This window comes from Streptomyces sp. CB01249 (genome assembly GCF_001905735.1).
Taxonomy (GTDB): Bacteria; Actinomycetota; Actinomycetes; order Streptomycetales; family Streptomycetaceae; genus Streptomyces.
The window spans coordinates 43,722-62,308 of sequence record NZ_LISW01000003.1; the positions used below are offsets into that span (position 1 = coordinate 43,722).

Annotated in this window: 24 protein-coding genes; 13 read left to right on the forward strand and 11 right to left on the reverse strand. The window is 68.8% G+C overall.

Annotation, left to right across the window (positions count from 1 at the left end; all coding sequences use genetic code 11):
- Positions 1–6: 6 nt before the first annotated feature.
- Complete coding sequence (locus tag AMK18_RS15865) at positions 7–714, forward strand: DUF4191 domain-containing protein (RefSeq protein ID WP_018103545.1); 708 nt, start codon at positions 7–9, stop codon at positions 712–714.
- Between the two features lie 63 nt (positions 715–777).
- Here AMK18_RS15865 and AMK18_RS15870 read toward each other — a convergent pair whose 3' ends face one another.
- Positions 778–1,245 (reverse strand): RDD family protein, encoded by a 468-nt coding sequence (locus AMK18_RS15870; RefSeq protein WP_073863728.1) that lies wholly within the window; start codon positions 1,243–1,245, stop codon positions 778–780.
- Between the two features lie 297 nt (positions 1,246–1,542).
- On the opposite strand from AMK18_RS15870, the gene glnA reads away from it, so the two are divergent.
- Positions 1,543–2,952, forward strand: coding sequence for a type I glutamate--ammonia ligase (glnA, locus tag AMK18_RS15875; protein ID WP_018103543.1), 1,410 nt, complete (start codon positions 1,543–1,545; stop codon positions 2,950–2,952).
- Between the two features lie 29 nt (positions 2,953–2,981).
- On the opposite strand, the gene AMK18_RS15880 is transcribed toward glnA, so the two are convergent.
- Positions 2,982–4,286: an MFS transporter gene (locus AMK18_RS15880; protein ID WP_073863286.1), complete on the reverse strand. Its 1,305-nt coding sequence runs from the start codon at positions 4,284–4,286 to the stop codon at positions 2,982–2,984.
- Positions 4,283–4,888, reverse strand: coding sequence for an ArsR/SmtB family transcription factor (locus AMK18_RS15885; protein ID WP_073863287.1), 606 nt, complete (start codon positions 4,886–4,888; stop codon positions 4,283–4,285). Before AMK18_RS15885 ends, AMK18_RS15880 begins: the two co-directional genes overlap by 4 nt.
- 325 nt (positions 4,889–5,213) lie before the next feature.
- Between AMK18_RS15885 and AMK18_RS15890 the strand changes: the two genes are divergently transcribed.
- Together AMK18_RS15890 and AMK18_RS15895 are read left to right on the forward strand one after the other, a co-directional pair.
- A complete protein-coding gene (locus tag AMK18_RS15890; RefSeq protein WP_073863288.1) occupies positions 5,214–5,579 on the forward strand; it encodes an effector-associated constant component EACC1 in 366 nt (121 codons plus the stop codon).
- Between the two features lie 2 nt (positions 5,580–5,581).
- The gene (locus AMK18_RS15895; protein ID WP_241836599.1) at positions 5,582–6,733 is read left to right on the forward strand and encodes a caspase family protein; all 1,152 of its coding nucleotides are present in this window, start codon (positions 5,582–5,584) and stop codon (positions 6,731–6,733) included.
- On the opposite strand, the gene AMK18_RS15900 is transcribed toward AMK18_RS15895, so the two are convergent.
- From AMK18_RS15900 to AMK18_RS15915, 4 genes are all read right to left on the reverse strand, one after another.
- Positions 6,707–6,922: a hypothetical protein gene (locus AMK18_RS15900; RefSeq protein ID WP_143202270.1), complete on the reverse strand. Its 216-nt coding sequence runs from the start codon at positions 6,920–6,922 to the stop codon at positions 6,707–6,709. The genes AMK18_RS15895 and AMK18_RS15900 overlap by 27 nt on opposite strands.
- Before the next feature lie 222 nt (positions 6,923–7,144).
- Complete coding sequence (locus AMK18_RS15905) at positions 7,145–7,396, reverse strand: hypothetical protein (protein WP_241836577.1); 252 nt, start codon at positions 7,394–7,396, stop codon at positions 7,145–7,147.
- A gap of 239 nt (positions 7,397–7,635) precedes the next feature.
- Complete coding sequence (locus AMK18_RS15910) at positions 7,636–8,199, reverse strand: GNAT family N-acetyltransferase (RefSeq protein ID WP_073863292.1); 564 nt, start codon at positions 8,197–8,199, stop codon at positions 7,636–7,638.
- Complete coding sequence (locus tag AMK18_RS15915; protein WP_073863293.1) at positions 8,190–9,170, reverse strand: hypothetical protein; 981 nt, start codon at positions 9,168–9,170, stop codon at positions 8,190–8,192. The genes AMK18_RS15910 and AMK18_RS15915 overlap by 10 nt, the downstream gene beginning before the upstream one ends.
- A gap of 505 nt (positions 9,171–9,675) precedes the next feature.
- On the opposite strand from AMK18_RS15915, the gene AMK18_RS34900 reads away from it, so the two are divergent.
- From AMK18_RS34900 to AMK18_RS15935, 6 genes are all read left to right on the forward strand, one after another.
- A complete protein-coding gene (locus AMK18_RS34900; protein ID WP_198957017.1) occupies positions 9,676–9,819 on the forward strand; it encodes a hypothetical protein in 144 nt (47 codons plus the stop codon).
- Between the two features lie 171 nt (positions 9,820–9,990).
- On the forward strand, positions 9,991–10,131 hold the full coding sequence (locus AMK18_RS34440) for an albusnodin family lasso peptide (RefSeq protein WP_107422344.1): 141 nt from the start codon (positions 9,991–9,993) through the stop codon (positions 10,129–10,131).
- Positions 10,132–10,203: 72 nt separating this feature from the next.
- Positions 10,204–12,006, forward strand: a complete 1,803-nt coding sequence (locus tag AMK18_RS15920; protein ID WP_073863294.1) for an albusnodin/ikarugamycin family macrolactam cyclase — start codon at positions 10,204–10,206, stop codon at positions 12,004–12,006.
- Positions 12,006–12,563: a lasso peptide biosynthesis B2 protein gene (locus AMK18_RS15925; protein WP_073863295.1), complete on the forward strand. Its 558-nt coding sequence runs from the start codon at positions 12,006–12,008 to the stop codon at positions 12,561–12,563. The genes AMK18_RS15920 and AMK18_RS15925 overlap by 1 nt, the downstream gene beginning before the upstream one ends.
- The gene (locus AMK18_RS15930) at positions 12,556–13,143 is read left to right on the forward strand and encodes a GNAT family N-acetyltransferase (RefSeq protein WP_073863296.1); all 588 of its coding nucleotides are present in this window, start codon (positions 12,556–12,558) and stop codon (positions 13,141–13,143) included. The genes AMK18_RS15925 and AMK18_RS15930 overlap by 8 nt, the downstream gene beginning before the upstream one ends.
- Before the next feature lie 47 nt (positions 13,144–13,190).
- Positions 13,191–13,793, forward strand: a complete 603-nt coding sequence (locus AMK18_RS15935) for a TetR/AcrR family transcriptional regulator (protein WP_018103540.1) — start codon at positions 13,191–13,193, stop codon at positions 13,791–13,793.
- 70 nt (positions 13,794–13,863) lie between these two features.
- Here the strand turns inward: AMK18_RS15935 and AMK18_RS15940 are convergent, their stop codons facing one another.
- Positions 13,864–14,529 carry a nitroreductase gene (locus AMK18_RS15940; RefSeq protein ID WP_073863297.1) on the reverse strand — a complete coding sequence of 222 codons (666 nt, stop codon included), beginning with the start codon at positions 14,527–14,529 and terminating at the stop codon, positions 13,864–13,866.
- 2 nt (positions 14,530–14,531) lie between these two features.
- Positions 14,532–16,049, reverse strand: coding sequence for a SulP family inorganic anion transporter (locus AMK18_RS15945; RefSeq protein ID WP_073863298.1), 1,518 nt, complete (start codon positions 16,047–16,049; stop codon positions 14,532–14,534).
- A 312-nt stretch (positions 16,050–16,361) separates the two neighbouring features.
- On the opposite strand from AMK18_RS15945, the gene AMK18_RS15950 reads away from it, so the two are divergent.
- Together AMK18_RS15950 and AMK18_RS15955 are read left to right on the forward strand one after the other, a co-directional pair.
- A complete protein-coding gene (locus AMK18_RS15950; protein WP_018103538.1) occupies positions 16,362–16,736 on the forward strand; it encodes a VOC family protein in 375 nt (124 codons plus the stop codon).
- Between the two features lie 63 nt (positions 16,737–16,799).
- Complete coding sequence (locus AMK18_RS15955; protein ID WP_018103537.1) at positions 16,800–17,237, forward strand: hypothetical protein; 438 nt, start codon at positions 16,800–16,802, stop codon at positions 17,235–17,237.
- A 44-nt stretch (positions 17,238–17,281) separates the two neighbouring features.
- Here the strand turns inward: AMK18_RS15955 and AMK18_RS15960 are convergent, their stop codons facing one another.
- Positions 17,282–17,563, reverse strand: a complete 282-nt coding sequence (locus tag AMK18_RS15960) for a hypothetical protein (protein WP_018103536.1) — start codon at positions 17,561–17,563, stop codon at positions 17,282–17,284.
- Between the two features lie 142 nt (positions 17,564–17,705).
- On the opposite strand from AMK18_RS15960, the gene AMK18_RS15965 reads away from it, so the two are divergent.
- On the forward strand, positions 17,706–18,074 hold the full coding sequence (locus tag AMK18_RS15965; RefSeq protein WP_073863299.1) for an arsenate reductase family protein: 369 nt from the start codon (positions 17,706–17,708) through the stop codon (positions 18,072–18,074).
- On the opposite strand, the gene AMK18_RS15970 is transcribed toward AMK18_RS15965, so the two are convergent.
- Positions 18,071–18,587 (reverse strand): alpha/beta fold hydrolase (locus AMK18_RS15970; protein ID WP_143202271.1); only part of this gene is annotated, 517 nt, incomplete at its 5' end. The genes AMK18_RS15965 and AMK18_RS15970 overlap by 4 nt on opposite strands.

Consider the following 18,587-nt stretch of genomic DNA (forward strand, 5'->3'; position numbering starts at 1 on the left):
CATTGCATGGCGAGGAAGGCAAACACCACTGAAGGCGCGGACAGCGCCGAGAACGCGGGGCGGCTCAAGCAGATCGCTCTGACCTACAAGATGACCAAGCGGACCGACTCCAAGATCGGTCTTGTGGTCGCGGGTGTGGGAATCGTCACCTTCGGTGTCATCCTCGCGATCGGTTTTCTGATCGATCACCCGATCTACCTGGGCATCCTGGGCTTCGTGCTCGCGCTCCTCGCGATGGCGATCGTCTTCGGACGCCGTGCCGAGCGCGCGGCCTTCGGGCAGATGGAGGGCCAGCCGGGCGCTGCGGCGGCGGTCCTGGACCGCGTGGGCCGCGGCTGGACGACGACCCCGGCGGTCGCGATGAACCGCAGCCAGGACGTCGTGCACCGCGCCGTGGGCAAGGCGGGCATCGTGCTGGTCGCCGAGGGCAACCCGAACCGGGTGAAGAGCCTGCTCGCGGCCGAGAAGAAGAAGATGGCCCGCATCGTGGTGGACGTCCCCGTCCACGACATCATCGTCGGCAACGGCGAGGGCCAGGTGCCGCTGAAGAAGGTGCGCACCAAGATGCTGAAGCTGCCCCGCGTGCTGACCGGCCCCCAGGTGACGGCCGCCAACGACCGGCTCCGCGCGATGGGCGACCTGATGAGCAACATGCCGCTGCCGAAGGGCCCCATGCCGAAGGGCATGCGGATGCCGCGCGGCAAGATGCGCTGACGCGTACGGAAACGTGAAGAGGGCGGGCCGTTCGCGGCCCGCCCTCTTCACGTTCTCTACGTCTCAGGCGCGGATCTGGACCGCGCGGGCCAGGCGGTCGTGGAGGCCGCGGCCGTCGCGGTCCCAGACGAGGGCCGGGATCGCCAGGCAGAGCAGGACACTGCGGATGAGGACCCGGACGAGGCCGAGGCGGCCACCCTCCTCGGCGACGACCCGGGTGCCCATGAGGCGCTTGCCGGGGGTGCAGCCGATCGTGCCGACGGTGAGCACGCTCATGACCAGGAAGATGCCGAGCGCCCAGTTGCCGGTCGCCTGCTGGTCACCGCGAGCGAAGAGCCCGTATGCGATCAGCATGCACAGGGCCCAGTCGATGAAGAGGGCCCCGAAGCGCCGGCCGAGCGGGGCGATGGCCCCGGGGCCCTGCTCGGGGAGGCCGAGCCGCTTGCCCCGGTGGCCGAAGTCGGCGCCCATGTCCTCGGCGGCCGCGCGCGGCCCGGAGAGCCACGATCCGATTGCTTGCCTATTGTCCACCCGACCACGGTACTGCGCCCGCCCGGGCGCCTTGCCCCGCGGGTGGTGTCCCACGGGTCGTCCCACTCCTCGGACACCCTTTTGATACGGCCGTGAGGCCCGTAAGCCCACGCCAAAGGGGCGGTACGGGGCCCGTACGGCCGCTCCCCGCAGCCGCGCCGGTTAACTTCGGCGAAACAAATGGGTCATGCTTGAGAAATCCGGTCTGCCTATGGTCGGGTCCAGCGTGTGCCACCGCACTGGTCACACAACGAGCTGCAACCCCGTCCCTCCCGGGCCGGGAGTAGGAGGAGTTGGATGTTCCAGAACGCCGACGACGCGAAGAAGTTCATCGCCGACAACGACGTCAAGTTCATCGATGTCCGGTTCTGCGACCTGCCCGGCGTGATGCAGCACGTCACCGTGCCGGCGGCGACCTTCAACCCGGCCGACGAGCTTGCCTTCGACGGCTCGTCGATCCGCGGCTTCCAGGCCATCCACGAGTCCGACATGTCGCTCCGCGCGGACCTGTCGACCGCCCGGGTCGACCCCTTCCGCCGTGACAAGACCGTCAACATCAACTTCTTCATCCACGACCCGATCACCGGCGAGCAGTACAGCCGTGACCCGCGCAACGTGGCCAAGAAGGCGGAGGCGTACCTCGCCTCCACCGGCATCGCCGACACTGCGTACTTCGGTCCCGAGGCCGAGTTCTACGTCTTCGACAACGTCCGCTTCCAGACATCGGCGAACGAGAGCTTCTACCACATCGACTCCGAGGCCGCCGCCTGGAACACCGGTGCGGTCGAGAACAACCGCGGTTACAAGGTCCGCTACAAGGGCGGCTACTTCCCGGTCTCCCCGGTCGACCACCACGCGGACCTGCGCGCCGAGATGTCCCTGGAGCTGCAGAAGAGCGGCCTGGAGATCGAGCGCCAGCACCACGAGGTCGGCACCGGCGGCCAGGCGGAGATCAACTACAAGTTCAACACGCTGCTCGCCGCAGCCGACGACCTGATGCTCTTCAAGTACATCGTGAAGAACGTCGCCTGGCGCAACGGCAAGACCGCGACCTTCATGCCGAAGCCGATCTTCGGCGACAACGGCTCGGGCATGCACGTCCACCAGTCCCTGTGGGCCGGCGGCGACCCGCTGTTCTACGACGAGCAGGGCTACGCGGGCCTCTCGGACACCGCCCGCTACTACATCGGCGGCATCCTCAAGCACGCCCCGTCGCTGCTGGCCTTCACCAACCCGACGGTGAACTCGTACCACCGCCTGGTGCCCGGCTTCGAGGCCCCGGTCAACATGGTGTACTCGCAGCGCAACCGCTCCGCCGCGATGCGCATCCCGATCACGGGCTCCAACCCGAAGGCCAAGCGCGTCGAGTTCCGCGCGCCGGACCCGTCGTCCAACCCGTACCTGGCCTTCTCGGCGCTTCTGATGGCCGGCCTGGACGGCATCAAGAACAAGATCGAGCCGGCCGAGCCGATCGACAAGGACCTGTACGAGCTGGCTCCCGAGGAGCACGCCAACGTCCAGCAGGTCCCGACGTCCCTCCCGGCCGTCCTGGACGCCCTCGAGGCCGACAACGAGTACCTCCAGGCGGGCGGTGTCTTCACGTCCGACCTGATCGAGACGTGGATCGACTACAAGCGCACCCACGAGATCGCCCCGATCCAGCTGCGCCCGCACCCGCACGAGTTTGAGCTTTACTTCGACCTCTAAATCGCGGCTGCGCCGGAGCAGGAGCCCTGTCACTCTCCACGGAGAGCGGCAGGGCTCTCTGCCGTGCTCGGACTGCTCCTTGCCCGGCGGGACGTCGGCAGGTCGCGGGAGTGCCGGATCGGTGAGAGGAGCAGGATCAGTGCGGCAAGCGGGATTCCCGCTGTCATGAGGGCCATGGCGGTGCGGAGGCCGAGTACGGTTCCGAGCACGCCGCCGAGCAGTGCTCCGACAGGGATCGCTCCGTAGCCGAGGAATGCCGAGCTTGCGGTGAGACGGCCGAGGAGATCCGGCGGGCAGTAGCGTTGCTGGAAGCTCGCCTTGATGATGTTGCCTGCGACGACGCCCGCGGAGACGCTGAAGCCACCTGTCACGAAGAGCAGGATCCCGGCTCCGCCGGTGGTCAACGGGATGAGCAGACCGAGTGAGGGCAGTCCCAGTTCGAACAGCAGGGTCGCGCGGGCGGTGCCGATCCGGTGGGCGACCCGGCGTGCGGCGAATGCCCCGGCTACGCCTCCGGCGCTGGTCGCCGCGATGAGTGCGCCGACCGCCCCCGGGGCCAGGCCCACGCTCCGGACCAGGAAGACCACTTGGATCGACTGGTACCCCATGAGGGCCAGGTTGGAGGCGGCTCCGAAAAGCGTGAACGTGCGAAACCAGGGGTCGTGGGCGATCAACCGCAGCCCTTCGTGGACTTCACCGGCCAGTGAGGTGGGGCGCTTTCCGGTCCTGGTGACGTGCGGCTCGCGATGCCGGATGCCCGCGAGGCACAGGAGGGAGACGAGGAACGTCGCGGCGTTGGCGAACATCCCGTTCACCGCACCTGCCAACTGCGCGATCAGGCCGCCCGAGCCGAGCCCGGCGATCTGCGCGGCGGATGCGCTGCCGTGCAGTTTGGCGTTGCCCTCGGGCTGGTCATCGGGATCCAGGATGGTGGGGAGATAGGCGGTGTAGGCGGTCTGGAAGAACACCGTTGCCGTGCCTGCCAGCAGGGCAACGGCGAGCAGCAGTCCGATACTCAGCCGACCGGACCATGAGGCGATCGGAACGGCGGCGAAGAGCACGAGGGAAACCGCGGCGGCGGCCAGCATGATCGGCCTGCGGCGCAGCCGGTCCACCCAGACACCGACCGGGAGGCCGATGATCAGCCAGGGGGCCCAGGCGGCGGCGCTCAGCAGTCCGACCTCGAACGTACTGGCGTCCAAGGTGGATACGGCGACGAGTGGCATCGCCACCCCGGTGACGGACGCACCGAACTTGCCGGCGGTCTCACCGCACCACAGCAGGCGGAAATCGCGGTGGCGACGCAGCAGGCCACCGCGTATGTCGTGGCTCATGCGGAGCCACGGCCCTTGCGCGGGAAGGACTGGAGCTGCACGACGACGGGGAGCGCGTCCGGGGCGGGGTCGGCGTTCGGAGCAGGGGTGTGGCGGGTGATGACAGCCATGAGCTCCGCGTTGAGTGCTTCCAACTGTTTCGGGGTCATCCGCAGGTCACTCCAGTCCGAGACGGTACCGGCGCTCCGCCATGTGTCGTCCCAGTCCTCGCCGATGTACTTCACGACCCGGTTGAAGTGCTGCTGAAGCAGTTCGTGCAGGTAGACCGACAACGCGCCCCGGGTGTCGGGATCGTCGCGGAAATCGGCCGTGTTCAGCTCATTGGATACGTCGGCCCTTCTCCACCAGCGCTCGCGTTTCGTACCCCGCCCGGTCTCCTCCTCGATGAAGCCGTGTTCGGCGAGGTGGCGCAGGTGCCAGCTGATGGTCCCGGTGTTCTCCCCGAGGCGTTCGGCGAGCCTGGTGGCGGTGGCTGGGCCGTCCAGGCTGAGCAGTTCGAAGATGCTCATCCGCAGCGGATGGGCCAGTCCCCGCAGACTGCGCGCATCGAGGCGCCGGGTGGGCTTGGCGGGCCGTGCTGTGCGTTCCGGTTCGTCGGGCATGCCAGTAGCGTAGGTTGCAGAGTCTTCTCTGCATAGGATTCTCTGCAGAGAAGACTCTGCAAGTTCGCATCCGTCATGACGACGATCGGACACACCCGTGACTGAGCCGATTCTGCGGCTGACCACCCAGCCGTGTGACCTGGGGCCCTACCGTGCGGATCTGGTCGAGACGTACTGAAGGACGACGTCGATCCCGTCGGCCGCGAGGATCACGCGGAGGCCAACCTCTTTCAGCGAGGTTCGGTGAAGACAGCCCCACGCACCCGCTCATCCGCGACCATAGGGAAGACCGCCAAGACTCGAAGCACGGCAACAGGGGGATCGCATGCGCGTTGAGGTTCGTGTCGAGCCGTCGAACGACGAACTCCGTTCGCTGCTCACCTGGCTTCGTCAGGATCCTGACATCCGGCGGACCGCGACCCTGGAGATGCGCGAGCAGCCACCGCGCGAGGGCGAGATGGGGGCAGCAGCCGACGTTCTGCAGTTGATCACCGAGAACGGATGGAACGCCGCGAACTTCACTCTGGCGCTTGCTGCCTGGAAGCAGACACGGCCGCGGGCCACTCGTGTCACCGTCCGGCACAACGATCTCATCGATGCCCTGACGGACTGCAGCGATGAACAGATCGAGCGGATCAACCAGCTGCTTCGGGAGGACCGGGGAGACGGTCAGAGGGGCCCAGCGAGTTGAGCGTGTTCCCGGACGCCGGCGCCACAAAGGCGGTACTGGTCGGGACCAGCTCGTACGCCTTCCTCGAAGACCTGCCGGCCGTCTCCAACAACCTCAGCTCCTTGGCCGAGGTACTCACTGGGCCCACCTCCTGGAATCTCAGCCGAGACGACTGCCAGGTGCTCTCCGGGCCGACGAGTGCGATCGCCGTGATGGACACCCTGCGTGATGCCGCAGATGCGGCCAGGGACACGCTGCTGGTGTACTACGCGGGGCATGGACTGGTCACGCCGGAGGGCGAGCTCTATCTGGGGCTACCCCAATCCAGGCAGCAGCGGGTGGAGACGGGACTTCAATACAGCTGGCTGCGAAGCGCGTTGCTGGAGGGAAGAGCCGAGCGGACTGTCGTCATACTTGACTGCTGCTACGCGGGCCTGGCCCTGGGAACAATGGGGCCCTCAGATCTTGCCGCCCAAGCCGATGTCGAAGGGACCTATCTTCTCGCCGCAGCCTCGGAGACCCGTCAGGCACTCGCCCCGCCCGGGGAGCCCCACACTGCATTCACCGGTGAGCTTCTCAAAATCCTCACCACGGGTATTGCCGGAGGCCCGGAACAGCTCGACCTCGACAACGTCTTCTTGCAGCTGAGGAAATCCCTCTCCGCGAAGGGGCACCCCGTCCCTCAAGGAAGAGAACGTAACAGCAACGGCCAGCTCGCACTGAGCTGGAACCCTGCCTTCAGTCGAACACAGGTGCCCGCCAGCCACTACGCGGGCTCTGCCGACCTCCGCGCATGGCCAGATCCGGCGGCCATCCGCAGCGTCGAAGGGTTCATCAACGCACTGGGTCAAGTGCGTGTCACAAGCGGCCTCACCCACTCAGCAATCAGCCACCGCTCCGGCGGCCAGATCTCGACCGGAACAGTCAGTACCCTCCTCAACCGCAAGAATCTTCCCAGGACCTGGCATACAACCAGCGCCTACTTGACCGCCTGCGGAATGCCGGACGAGCGGCTGGGTGACTGGCAACTGCGCTGGGAGCAGCTGCGATCTACTCTCCCCGCTAAAGCGGCGCCTGATTCCGAGGAGCAGCAGCCCCGGAGCCAGGACATCCGCACCGCGACTGCTTGGGCGCGAGCCCTCCGAGAACTAACGCGCCGGCGACTCCGTGGCTGACTGGACCGTCCTCTGAGGTTCCGGCTTCGTCTTGTCGCCGTCGTCACCGAAGAGGGAATTCCAAGCGGCGATCAGCAAGAGCGCGCCCACCGCGACAACCCAGAACGCCGGCTTCTTGGCCTTTCTGGATACCGTCGACGGCTTCACGTAGTGCGCTGCCCGGTAGTAGCCCTTTCTCGTCTGCGCCATGGCCTGCATACCCCCGATTCGTTGCCTGGTACATCAGCTGTGGAGTGTGGCAGAGGCCCTTTCCATACAACCGGCAGAACCCACAAGACGGCTAGATCTGGTCGATGCCTGGCGCTCGTCCGCCCCTTGCCGACATCGCAGCTACCCGCATAGCCGCCGGCATCCCCGAACATCTCGTACGTACGCCCGACAGCCCCGAGGGGCATCTGCCGCAGAGGGCAGTCAGCTCCTCTGGTCCTCAATCGTCCACCCGTCTCCAAGTTCGCGGCGCAACGCTTCCAGCGCGGTATCGGCCTCATGCCGGAACGATTCCTGCTGCCCCTGGGTCCAGGGCGAGGGACCTGCAGGATGGTCCCAGTCGAGTGAGAACTGGTAGAGGTCTGCGAGGCTGGTGAGTTCGTTGCTGGTGGCTGCCGTGATGGGAAGTTTCTCCGGAACGCAGGGGTATCCGTAGGGGCTGTCGAAGACGGCCATGCCAGACGGACCTGGCCACAACGGCGTGTCGACGCCGTATTCAAAGAAGAACCGCAGGTGATAAGGCGCGACCTCAGCTCTTCACGGCAGTGAGCACACAAACGGCCATCTGACGGGACGGCCGTCTCGTGCATCCGTTGTGCACCGACCAGACCGGCTGGAGCCGTCTGCCGGGTCAGGAGGCTCGTCCAGCTGTACTCCGATCTCTGAATCGCGGTTTCGCCAGAGCAAGACCCCTGTCACTCTCCGCGGAGAGCGACAGGGCCTTTCGGTTGTGCCTCGCGCTGCGCGGGTGCCTCTCGCAATGTCCTGACCATCACCGCGTACAGCGGGGAGTCCTCGGACGGCTTGGCCTCGTCTCGCTTTTCGTAGCCCCACTTCTCGTACAGGGCTTGCACCCTCGGGTGGGTGGAGTCGACCAGGAGTGTCACGAAGTCGACCTCGACCGATCGGATCAGCGCGTCATGGAGCTGCTGCGCCCTGCCGGTGCCCTGCCACCGGGGCACCACCATCAGCTCGGACAGAGCGAAGATGCGGCCGCGCACACCCCTGGGCCGGTCCGCGCCCTTCCACCAGCCGCCCGGTTTGAACCTCGAACCGTACGCGTATCCGACCGCTCCGCCGTCCTCCCAGCCCGAGACGCACAGCCAGTCCTCGCGCCCGGACCACAGATCGACGTAGTACGAGAACCGCTCGCGCGAGTGGAACGGGTCGGGCTCGTTCGCGTAGACCTCGTCGTGTATGTCCAGGAGCAGGGAGCGCACGTCCGGGGCGTCGGCGTGCGTGTACGTTTTCAGATCCATCGGCGTGACTCCTCGATCCAGCTCACGACCTCGGGCGCCTTCGTGCCCGTGGCCTCGATGACTTGGCGAGTGACGGCGAGTGTCCTCGTCGTGCGCAGCGATCCGGACGCCGGCAGCAGCATCTCGTACGCGCGGCGTCCTGTTCCGGCGGCGAGCTCCACCTCTCCTTGCCTCGCCTGGGCGAGCGACAGGTGCGCCGTGTAGAGGGCCTTGTTGCGGACCATGTCGTCGGGGATCGCCGCGAGAGTGCGGTGGAGGCAGGACTCGGCCCGCTCGTGGTCCCCGAGTGCGGTCCAGACGTACGACGACAGGGCGTCGAATTCGGCTCGGTTGTAGAACGAGATCCACGCGGAGGGCCGTACGCCGTCGGCGCGTCCGAACGTCTTCTCCGCGAAGCTCATGGCACGCAGGGATTCAGTGGGCTGATGCAGCCTGGCCAGGGCGTTGGCGTGCCGCATGTGTCCCAGCGACGCGTACAGCGGGTCGCGCCGAGCGGTCGAGGACCGCTTCATGACCTCGGCACCGGCCGCTGCCTCGGCGTGGTTCTCGCGTTGGCTGGAGGTGAGCATCAGGTGGTCCCACACGCGGTACATGGCCTCCCCCTCGCGCGCCAGGCCCGCGAGGGGGAGAGCCTGGTCGAGGTGGGAGCGGGCACGCCGCGGAGCACGGGCGTCGATGGCGGCGAAGGCCGCCAGACACGTGGCATCGGAGGCGAGCCGGTACAGCTGGCGCCTCACGCGGTCCGAGACGCCACCGCCGGCGAGCGACGACTGGATGCGCGACGCGAGTTCGATGGCCTTGTTCTCGATCTTCCCCGCCCCGCCGAGCCGCGCGTCACCGCGCAGCAGTTCGGTGTACTCCAGATGAAACCGGTCGGCGTCGGCCTGCCCCAGCCGCGTGAGGCGTGGCGGAGCAGCGGCGGCGACGGCGGCGGTTCCGGTCGCCGCGACAAGGAAGGTACGGCGGTGCACTGGGTCCTCCGCTCGTACGGCGGTGCGTGGTGGGACGAACCCTAGATCCGCTGCGGGGCACCCGAATACCGCTTCGAGTGCGGCGCATGTGCGGCCGATCGGCCTTCGGGTGCTGCCGTTGAGAAGATTGCGCACCGTCCGCGCGGACACATCCCCCGGCCTCCCCCCGATTTCTTCGAGCGCGACATTCATCTGACGTGCTAATTCGTCCTGCGTCAGGCCGAGTTCATCCATCCGGCCTCTCAGGATGACATTCGCTCCCATGCGACAGAACGTAGCCGGGCCGGTACGTCCGGAACAGCCGCCGGGTCATGCGAACGTAAAGTTTTCCGCTTGGTCTTGGGCGAATCGACTGCGACCTTTCCTGTCCACAGCCGCCTGACGGTCGTTGACTGATCACACGCCCCGGAAGGCGAAGAACGCTCCGGGCCGCTCCGCCTCAGCAGCGACCACGCCCTGTCCGTAGCGCGGCCCGCTGCGCCGACCCCACCCGTAGGAATGCGCGATGACCACGCCCCTCCCCTCCGACGAGCAGCCGGAGTACGGCGTTCCGAGCTCAGACCTGACGGCCCGTGCCCAGGAAGGGTTCGCGGCGTTCCTCGCCCGGTTCGAGGAGGACGACCTGCTCGAAGAGGAGGCCACACGATGACCGCCGTCGGCCTCGGATCATTCCTCCACGAGGACGATCACCCCTGGCTGCACCGGCAGGTCCGCGACATCGAGACAGCGACAGCCCACCAACTTCCGCCCCGCTGGATCGCCGGCCCCGGGCGGAGGCACCACCAGCCAACACTCGCGCATCCACCGAAGGAGCATCACCATGATCGACACCCGCAACGAGAACGGCACCACCACTCCCGAGAGGAAGCCGGTGGCGATCGACCTCGGCGACGTCGCCGAGCTGACCGAGGGCCAAGGCGGCGGACAGTCCGAGGACAAGCGCCGCGCGTACAACTGCTGACCCCTGTCGCACGGGTGCGGCCCCGGCCTTCGGGTCGAGGCCGCACCCCCTTCGCAGGATCTGGAGGACACGTTGCCCATCGGCGGATTCAGCACCACCCGACCCGGCCTCCCTCGCCCACTCGGCGCGGAGAGCTTCACCACGTCATCTCTGTGGCGGCTCGGCAACATCCCCGTCCGCACAGCGCGGCGGCCCGGCCGCCGCGTCCATGTCATCGGCTTCTGCGGAGCCACCGCAGAGGAGGTACAGACCCTCGCCGATTGCCCTGTGCCCACCCGCGCGACGTGGCAGTGGCCGGGCACCTACGCGGTCCTGGAGGAGCTGGCACACGGGCTGGTCCTCCACACCGACCCGGCCGCCGCACTGCCCCTGTACGCAGTCGCCTGGCAGGGGACCTGGGCGTGGTCGACGTCGGCCCGCCACCTCGGCGCCCTGGCGGGCGCTCACGTCGACACCAAGCGTCTGGCATGCGCGTTCCTCGCTCCATCCGTGCCCGTATTGGCCTCTGGCCGTACGTATTTCGCCGGAGTCGAACAGCTCCCGCCCGGCAGCCGCATCGAACTGCCCGCCACCGGAGACCGGTACACGTACAGCACCACGTGGTGCCCCGACCCCCTCGACGGGCCGCCACCGCACCTGTGTCTGCGTAACGCCCTCACTGCCGCCGTACGTCTCCGTGCCGACACCGACCCGGCCCTGTCGAGCGACCTCTCCGGTGGTCTCGACTCCTCCACGGTCGCCGTCCTCGCTTCCCGCACCGCGCCGGATCCGGTGAACGCTGTCACCATCCACCCCCGTGGTGTCCTCGACGGCGCCGACCTCCATTACGCCCGGCTCACCGCTGCGGCCTCCGACGGCCGGCTCCGCCACCGCCTCCTCCCCCTCGGCGATGAACACCGGCCGTACACCACCCTCACCGACGTCCCCGTGACCGACGAGCCCGCGCCTTCCACGCTCACGCAGACCCGACTCCTGGCCCAATTCCGCTGGATGCGAAGCGAACTCGGCACCCGTACTCATCTGACCGGCGACGGCGGGGACGGCATCCTCTTCCAGCCGCCGGCCCAACTCGCCGATCTCCTGCGCCATCGTCGCTGCACCCGCGCGGTCCGCGAGGCATTCGGGTGGGCCCGGCTTCGGCACATCGCTGTCGTCCCACTGCTTCGCTCCGCGTCGATGATGACGGCCATCACTCGCGAGGGCGCCTCGGCAGCACTCACCACCGAGCTGACCAGCGGGGTCAAGCCGACTCGGGGTGATGTCAGGTGGTTCTCCACCCTGCCCGTACCGGCATGGGCGGAGTCTTCCGCCGTACGTTTCCTCACCGAGGCCGCCGAGGACTACGCTGCCGCGCCCGACCCTCTACCGGGCCTGGACGCCTCGGTACGCATCCTCGTTGACGAGATCCGCGAAGTGGCACGTACGGCGGTGGCCGACGCCGAGCTGGCAGACGCCTGCGGAATCGATCTGCACAATCCATTCCTTGATGCCTCCGTGGTCGACGCGGTGCTGAGGACCCCAGTCGGTCTGCGTCCCCCTCTCTACGCCTACAAGCCGGTGCTGAAACGGGCGTTCGCCGATCTCCTCCCCGCCGAACTGGTGGCCCGCACCACGAAGGGCGCCTTCGAGGCAGACCACTACGGCGGACTGCGCGCCGCCCTTCCCCAGCTCCTCGACACCGGGGGCATGAATCTGGCCGCGCTCGGCTTGATCGACACGAAGCGATTCCGTGAGCAGCTCCGCCACGCCGCCGCCGGGGTCCCGATGCCGCTCGCGCACATCGAGCAGGCCTTGGCTGCCGACGCCTGGTTGCGCACCATCACCCACACCCCTGATCCCGTGTGGGTCGCCCCTGCCCCCGGAAAGGTGGAGTAATGGAGCGGTCCGTCGACTTCGGCCATGTTCAGGTCGTCATCGACTACGACACCGGTGGCGTGCGCTGCCTGATTCCCGCAGAGCCCGCTCCGTCGATCGCGCCGAAGGCCAGCTGGGGCAGCACCGAGCACCCTGCAGGTCTCACCGTCCCCCGCAATGCGTGGAGCTCGGCCGCAGCCGCCGCCCTCGCCTGTGTCCTGGCGGTCAAAGCGGCGGGGAGGAAGGAAACCGCCATGCGACGTATCACCGAAGCCATCCGCGCGGCCACGTCGACAACCACCCGGCCCGCCACCCCCGAGCAGGCCGAGCGTGCCGTCCTCGCCGTGCGCCGGGCCGCCTGGTATTCACCTGCCCGCACCGCCTGTCTGGAGGAGTCGGCCGCCGCCGTGCTCCTCCTCGCCCTGCGGCGCCGGTCCGTCGTCTGGTGTCACGGTGTCGCGCCGGACCCCGTACGCCTGCACGCGTGGGTCCAGACTGGCGACGGAGCCCTCGCGGTCGAACCGGCGTCCACGCTCCTCTACACGCCCGTCCTGATGATCGGAGACACCCATGACTGAGCCGGCTCTGTGGCTGGCCACCGAGACGTGTGGCCTGGGCTCCTACCGTGCGGATCTGGTCGAGACGTACTGGAAGTGGGAGCAGGATCCCTCCCTCATGATCTGCTACGGCCGCCAGGTCCCCGAGTCCTTGGAGGCGCGTGCCGAGGGCATGCAGCACCAGCTCCGGGGGGCCAACATCCGCTTCACCGTTTACGACCTGAGCGGCGCCGAGCCCGTCCCGATCGGCGTCACCACCCTGCTGCCCGACGAATCCGTACGCACCGCCGAGTTCGTCGTCATGCTGGCACGCGAAGCCCGGGGGCGCGGGCTCGGTGTCGAGGCGACTCGGCTGACCCTCGACTACGCGTTCCACGTTGCCAGTCTGCGCATGGTGTGGCTCAAGGTGCTGGCCCCGAACGCGGCCGGGATCAAGGCGTACGAGCGTGCCGGGTTCCAGCACGCGGGGCGGCTGCGGGAGGCCGGTTACTGGCTCGGGCAGGTTTGCGACGAGGTACTGATGGACGCTCTGGCTCGGGACTTCGCCGGAACTTCGGCAGTGCGGGCGCTTCTGGACCCGCACCCGACCGCAGCGGAGTGAGTCCTCACTCATTGACGGAGTGAGGACTCACTCCGTATGGTTGGGGCATGACCGAAGCCAAGGAGAACCCGACCGCCCGCCGCCGCGCCCCCGCCATGTCGCCGGAGCAGCGGCGCGCGATGATCATTCAGACGGCGATTCCGCTGATCGCCGAGTACGGTTCCGCCGTCACGACCGCGAAGGTCGCCCGGGCCGCGGGGATCGGGGAGGGCACGGTCTTCCGGGTCTTCGCCGACAAGGACGAGCTGATGCAGGCGTGTGTGGCCGAGGCGCTGTCCCCCGAGCACGCGATCCGTGAGCTCGACGCGATCGATCTGACCCAGCCGCTGTCCGACCGGCTCGTGGAGGCGGCCGAGGCGCTTCAGGCGCACATGGCCAGGATGGGCGCGATCCTCGGGTCGCTGGGGCATGGCGGCGGCAAGCACCCCGGACCGGTGCGCGGCGCGGGGCGCAATGAGTCGTCGGCGCGGATCCGCGCGGCCGTGGCGGAGTTGCTGGAGCCCGACCGTGCCGCCCTGCGCCGCACCCCGGAGCAGATCGCGGCGCTCTTCTTCGGGCTGCTGTTCACTCAGCCGCGTACGGACGACGAGCCGGACCTCACCTCGCGGGAGCTGGTCGACGTCTTCCTGCACGGGGCCGTCGCGGGGTAGGCGCGACGACGGAGCCGGGGGGCGCTCCCCCGGGCCCAGGGAGCGTCCTGGCGGTCTCGGCCGTCAGCGGTCACCCGCCGATGAAGCTCACCGTTTCCGCCATGTCCGCCCGCCCGGTCCGCAGCCGTGGCACGCCTTCTTTCTCGAACCCCACCGAGATGCCGCAGAACAGCACGAGCTCGTCATGGGCTCCGACGGTGCGCTTGACGGTCTCCCGGTAGTTGGTCCACATCACTTGGGGGCAGCTGTGCAGCCCCTCCGCCCTGAGCAGCAGCATGATCGTCTGCACGTACATCCCCGCGTCAGCCCACTGTCCGGGCCCCATCGTCCGGTCCAGGTAGCAGAACAGGACGACCGACGCCCCGAAGGCCTCCGCGTTCAGGGCGGCGATCCGCCGGGGTCGGTCGGGGTCGTCGCGCTCGATCCCCAGTGCCTCGTAACGCTGGGCCGCCGCGGCGAAGAAGCGGTCCCGATACGGCGAGGACAGTGCGTCGGGGTACATCGGATACTCCCGCTCGTCACCCGGGTCTCCCGCCAGGGCCCTGCCGGTCGCGCGCTGTTTCAGTTCGGCCAGGGGCTCGCCGGTGACGACGTACAGATGCCACGGCTGGAGGTTCCCGCTGGACGGAGCCCGTGTCGCGGCGTTCAGCACGCGTACGAGCACCTCCTTGGGCACCGGCTCGTCGCTGAACGCCCGCACGGCCCGGCGGCTGTCCACGGCCTCGTACACATCCATGTCTAGTGCCCGCCCGTCAGCTCGCCGCTCAGGGTGCCGTGCAGGGCCGCGCTCGGCTGGTTGAGGCCCACGATCTCGACCGTCTTGCCGCGCGCGGCGTACTTCGTCTCGATCGCGTCCAGGGCCGCGACCGACGAGGCGTCCCAGATGTGGGTGGCCGTGAGGTCGATGACGATCCTGTCGGGGTCGGTGGCGTACGCGAAGCGGGTGACCAGGTCGTTGGAGGAGGCGAAGAAGAGCTCGCCGGTGACGGAGTAGACGACCTGGCTGCCGTCCGGGTCCACGACCGCGGTGACGTCGGCCAGGTGCGCGACGCGGCGGGCGAAGATCACCATCGCGGTGACCGAGCCGACGACGACACCGATCGCCAGGTTGGACGTGGCGACGACGATGGCGACGGTGATGACCATGACCGCCGTCTCCCCCACCGGCATGCGGCGCAGGGTCTTCGGGGCGATGGAGTGCCAGTCGAACGTGGCGAAGGAGACCATCACCATCACAGCGACCAGCGCCGCCATCGGGATGTCGGAGACGACCGGGCCGAAGACGATGCAGAGGACCATCAGGAACGCGCCCGCGAGGAACGTGGAGAGGCGGGTGCGGGCCCCGGAGACGCGGACGTTGATCATCGTCTGGCCGATCATGGCGCAGCCGCCCATGCCGCCGAAGAAGCCGGTGACGATGTTGGCGATGCCCTGGCCGACCGATTCGCGGGTCTTGTCGGAGCGGGTGTCCGTGATGTCGTCCACCAGCTGCGCGGTCATCAGGGACTCCATCAGCCCGACCAGCGCCATCGCCAGGGCGTACGGGGCGATGGTGGTCAGGGTGTCCAGGGTGAACGGCACGTCGGGCAGGCCGGGCACGGGGAGCGAGGAGGGCAGCTCGCCCTTGTCGCCGACGGCCGGGACCGCGATCCCCGCCGCCAGGGTGATCGTGGTGAGCACGACGATGGAGACCAGGGGCGCCGGGATGACCCGGGTGACCTTCGGGAAGAACACCATCAGCAGCAGGCCCCCGGCGAGCAGCGGGTAGACCGCCCACGGCACGTCGTGCATCTCAGGCACCTGGGCGATGAAGATCAGGATCGCCAGGGCGTTGACGAAGCCGGTCATCACGGAGCGCGGCACGAACCGCATCAGCCTGGCGACGCCCAGGGCGCCCAGCAGGATCTGGAAGAGGCCCGCCAGGATCACGGTGGCGACCAGATAGCCGAAGCCGTGCTCCCGGTTGACCGGGGCGATCACCAGGGCGACCGCGCCCGTCGCGGCGGAGATCATCGCGCGGCGGCCGCCGACGATGGAGATCGTGACCGCCATCGTGAAGGAGGCGAAGAGCCCGATCGCGGGGTCCACCCCGGCGATGATCGAGAAGGAGATGGCCTCCGGGATCAGGGCGAGGGCGACGACCAGACCGGCGAGGACCTCGGTGCGCCACACCTTGGGGTCGGAGATCCAGTCGGGTTTCAGGGCGCGCAGGCGGAACGGGGACGCGGGCGCGGTCGAGGACGGTGCGGAGGACAAGAAGGCGTACCTGTCGGTCGGGAGGGGCGTCCACCGGGGTCCGCGGTGGCCGGGCGTGGAAGCTGCACACGCGTACGCGCACGTCCTCGGGCGACAAACAACTGTACCCGGCCGGCGATCGCCCGTAGGGTCGTGCCCGTGAACACCGGACCGGCGATACGCCATGCACGGAACGGCGATCCGGTGGTGGGCTGAGCCCCCGCCGGACGTGCCCCGCCGGGTGTTCCGTATGCCTGGCGCGGGGGCCTCCCCCGGCTCGTACACCGTACGAAAACACTGTGTCGAGCCGAAGAGATCACGAGGTCGTCAGCCATGTCCGTTTCGTTCAACCACACCATCGTCGCCGCCGTGGACCGCCATGCGTCCGCGCGGTTCTTCCGGGAGCTGCTGGAGCTGGACGAAGCCCCGTCCTGGGGGCCGTTCGTCAACATCCAGCTGGCGGACGGCGTACTGCTCCAGTTCGCGGAGCCGCCGGTGGAGATCCAGATGCAGCACTACGCGTTCCTCGTGGACGAGGAACTGTTCGACCGGGCCTACGGGCGGCTGGTCGAGGGCGGGGTCGAGCACTGGGCCGATCCGCAGATGAAGCGACCCGGGGAGACCAACACCGGGCACGGTGGGCGGGGGGTCTATTTCAAGGACCCGGCCGGGCACGCGATCGAGCTGATCACCCAGCCGTATCTGTAGGGCGGGCAGCCGGACGGACCCCGAGGGGTCGCGGTGCGGGGCCGGAGCGCGGAGGCTGGGGGGATGAGTGAGCAGGTTCCGCCCGGTGATCCGGTCCCGCCGCCGCCCCGGCGGCGGATGTGGCCGTGGGTGCTGCTGCTGGTCACGGTGCTGCTGGCGCTCGCCGCGGGGGCCGTCATGGCGGTGCTGTCGGACGTCCTCCACTCGGAGGGCTCCCGGAAGGTGCACATCCGGTACGAGGTGACGGGGACCGCCCACGACGTGGTGCTGACGTACAGCACCTGGCGGGGTGAGGAGCTGTCGACCGGGCGGCTGGCGCTGCGGTCGCTGCCGTGGGCCGGGGAGCTGGACTCCAAGGGCTTCATGAGCGGCGGCTCGTTCGTGGTGAGCGTGGGCCGGGGCGGCGGTGACGTGTCGTGCTCGGTGACCGTGGACGACGGCACGCGGCGTACGGACTCGGCCTCGGGTGCGTACGCGACGGCGAACTGCGACGGGTACTGAGAGGGCGGGCCCCGGAAGGATTCCGGGAGCCCGCCCCGCGTCGGTCAGCGGCCGTAGCGGATGAGTGCGCGGACCATGCGGCAGGTGTGGTCGGACGGCGGGTGGATGCCGAGGCGCGCGGCGGTCGCGCGTATCCGGGCGTTGTTCGCGCTGGACGGGAGGTAGACGCCGGTGTCGAGCAGGGCGATCGCGAGGCGCATCGCTTTCAGGCGGCGGTTGTGCGAGACGTACCACTCGCGCGGGCGGCCGGCGGGGAGCGGCTTCTTGGTCAGGGGCTGGTGCAGGGGCTTGTCGAGCGGCTTGGTCGTGACTGCGGCAACGGCCATGGGCTACCTCCTGGCACGGTGGCGGAACTCTTCGGAAACCCTCACGAACTGACTCCCATTCTACCGGCCCCCACTGACAATCGCCCCTGGCCAGAGGGGTTTTCGACCCCTCCGGCGAGGTCCCTCGCGTACCTTTGGCCCCATGGAGATCTGGATCAATCCCGCGTGTTCCAAGTGCCGCAGCGCGGTGTCGCTGCTCGACGCGGAGGGGGCCGACTACACGGTCCGCCGTTACCTGGAGGACGTGCCGTCGCCGGACGAGATCCGGGCGGTGCTCGACCGGCTCGGCCTCGAACCGTGGGACATCACGCGGACCCAGGAGGCGGACGCGAAGGAGCTGGGCCTGAAGGACTGGCCACGCGAGGCGGCGGACCGGGAGCGCTGGGTCACCGCGCTCGCGGAGCACCCGAAGCTGATCCAGCGCCCGATCATCACGGCGGAGGACGGCACGGCGGTCGTGGGCCGGTCGGAGGAGGCGGTCCGGGACGCGCTGGGCCGCGGAGCCTCCTAGACCAGGAACTCGCGCATCCTGCGGTTGAGTTCCGGGGCCGTCGGCGCGTGCAGGGGCAGCGCGTGGTGGGAGACGTCCGGGAGGACGGCCGTCTCCGCCCGCGGCAGCAGCCGGTGCGCGGTGGCGGCGGCCTTCGCCGCGTCGTGGGCGCGGCTGTCACCGGCCAGCAGGATCAACGTCGGTACGGCGAGGGCCCGCAGGGCCTCCGGCTCGGGGCGGGGGCCGGTGACCGGGCGGGCCGAGGGGAAGCCGGCTGCCGCCTCGCGCAGCCGCAGCCAGTGCGGGTCGAGCGCGGCGCCGCCGGTCTCCCAGTCCAGGAAGGCGCGGACGCGGGCGGCGTTCGGGCGGAGCAGCATCGGCAGGGCGTGGAGCAGGTAGCCGGGGCGGAATCCGCTGAAGCAGCCGGTGGGGTCGAGGAGGATCAGCTTCCGGAGCCGGCCGGGCGCGTGCAGGGCGTAGTGCAGGGCGATCCACCCGCCGTACGAGTGGCCGGCTAGGGCCTGTCTGACCATT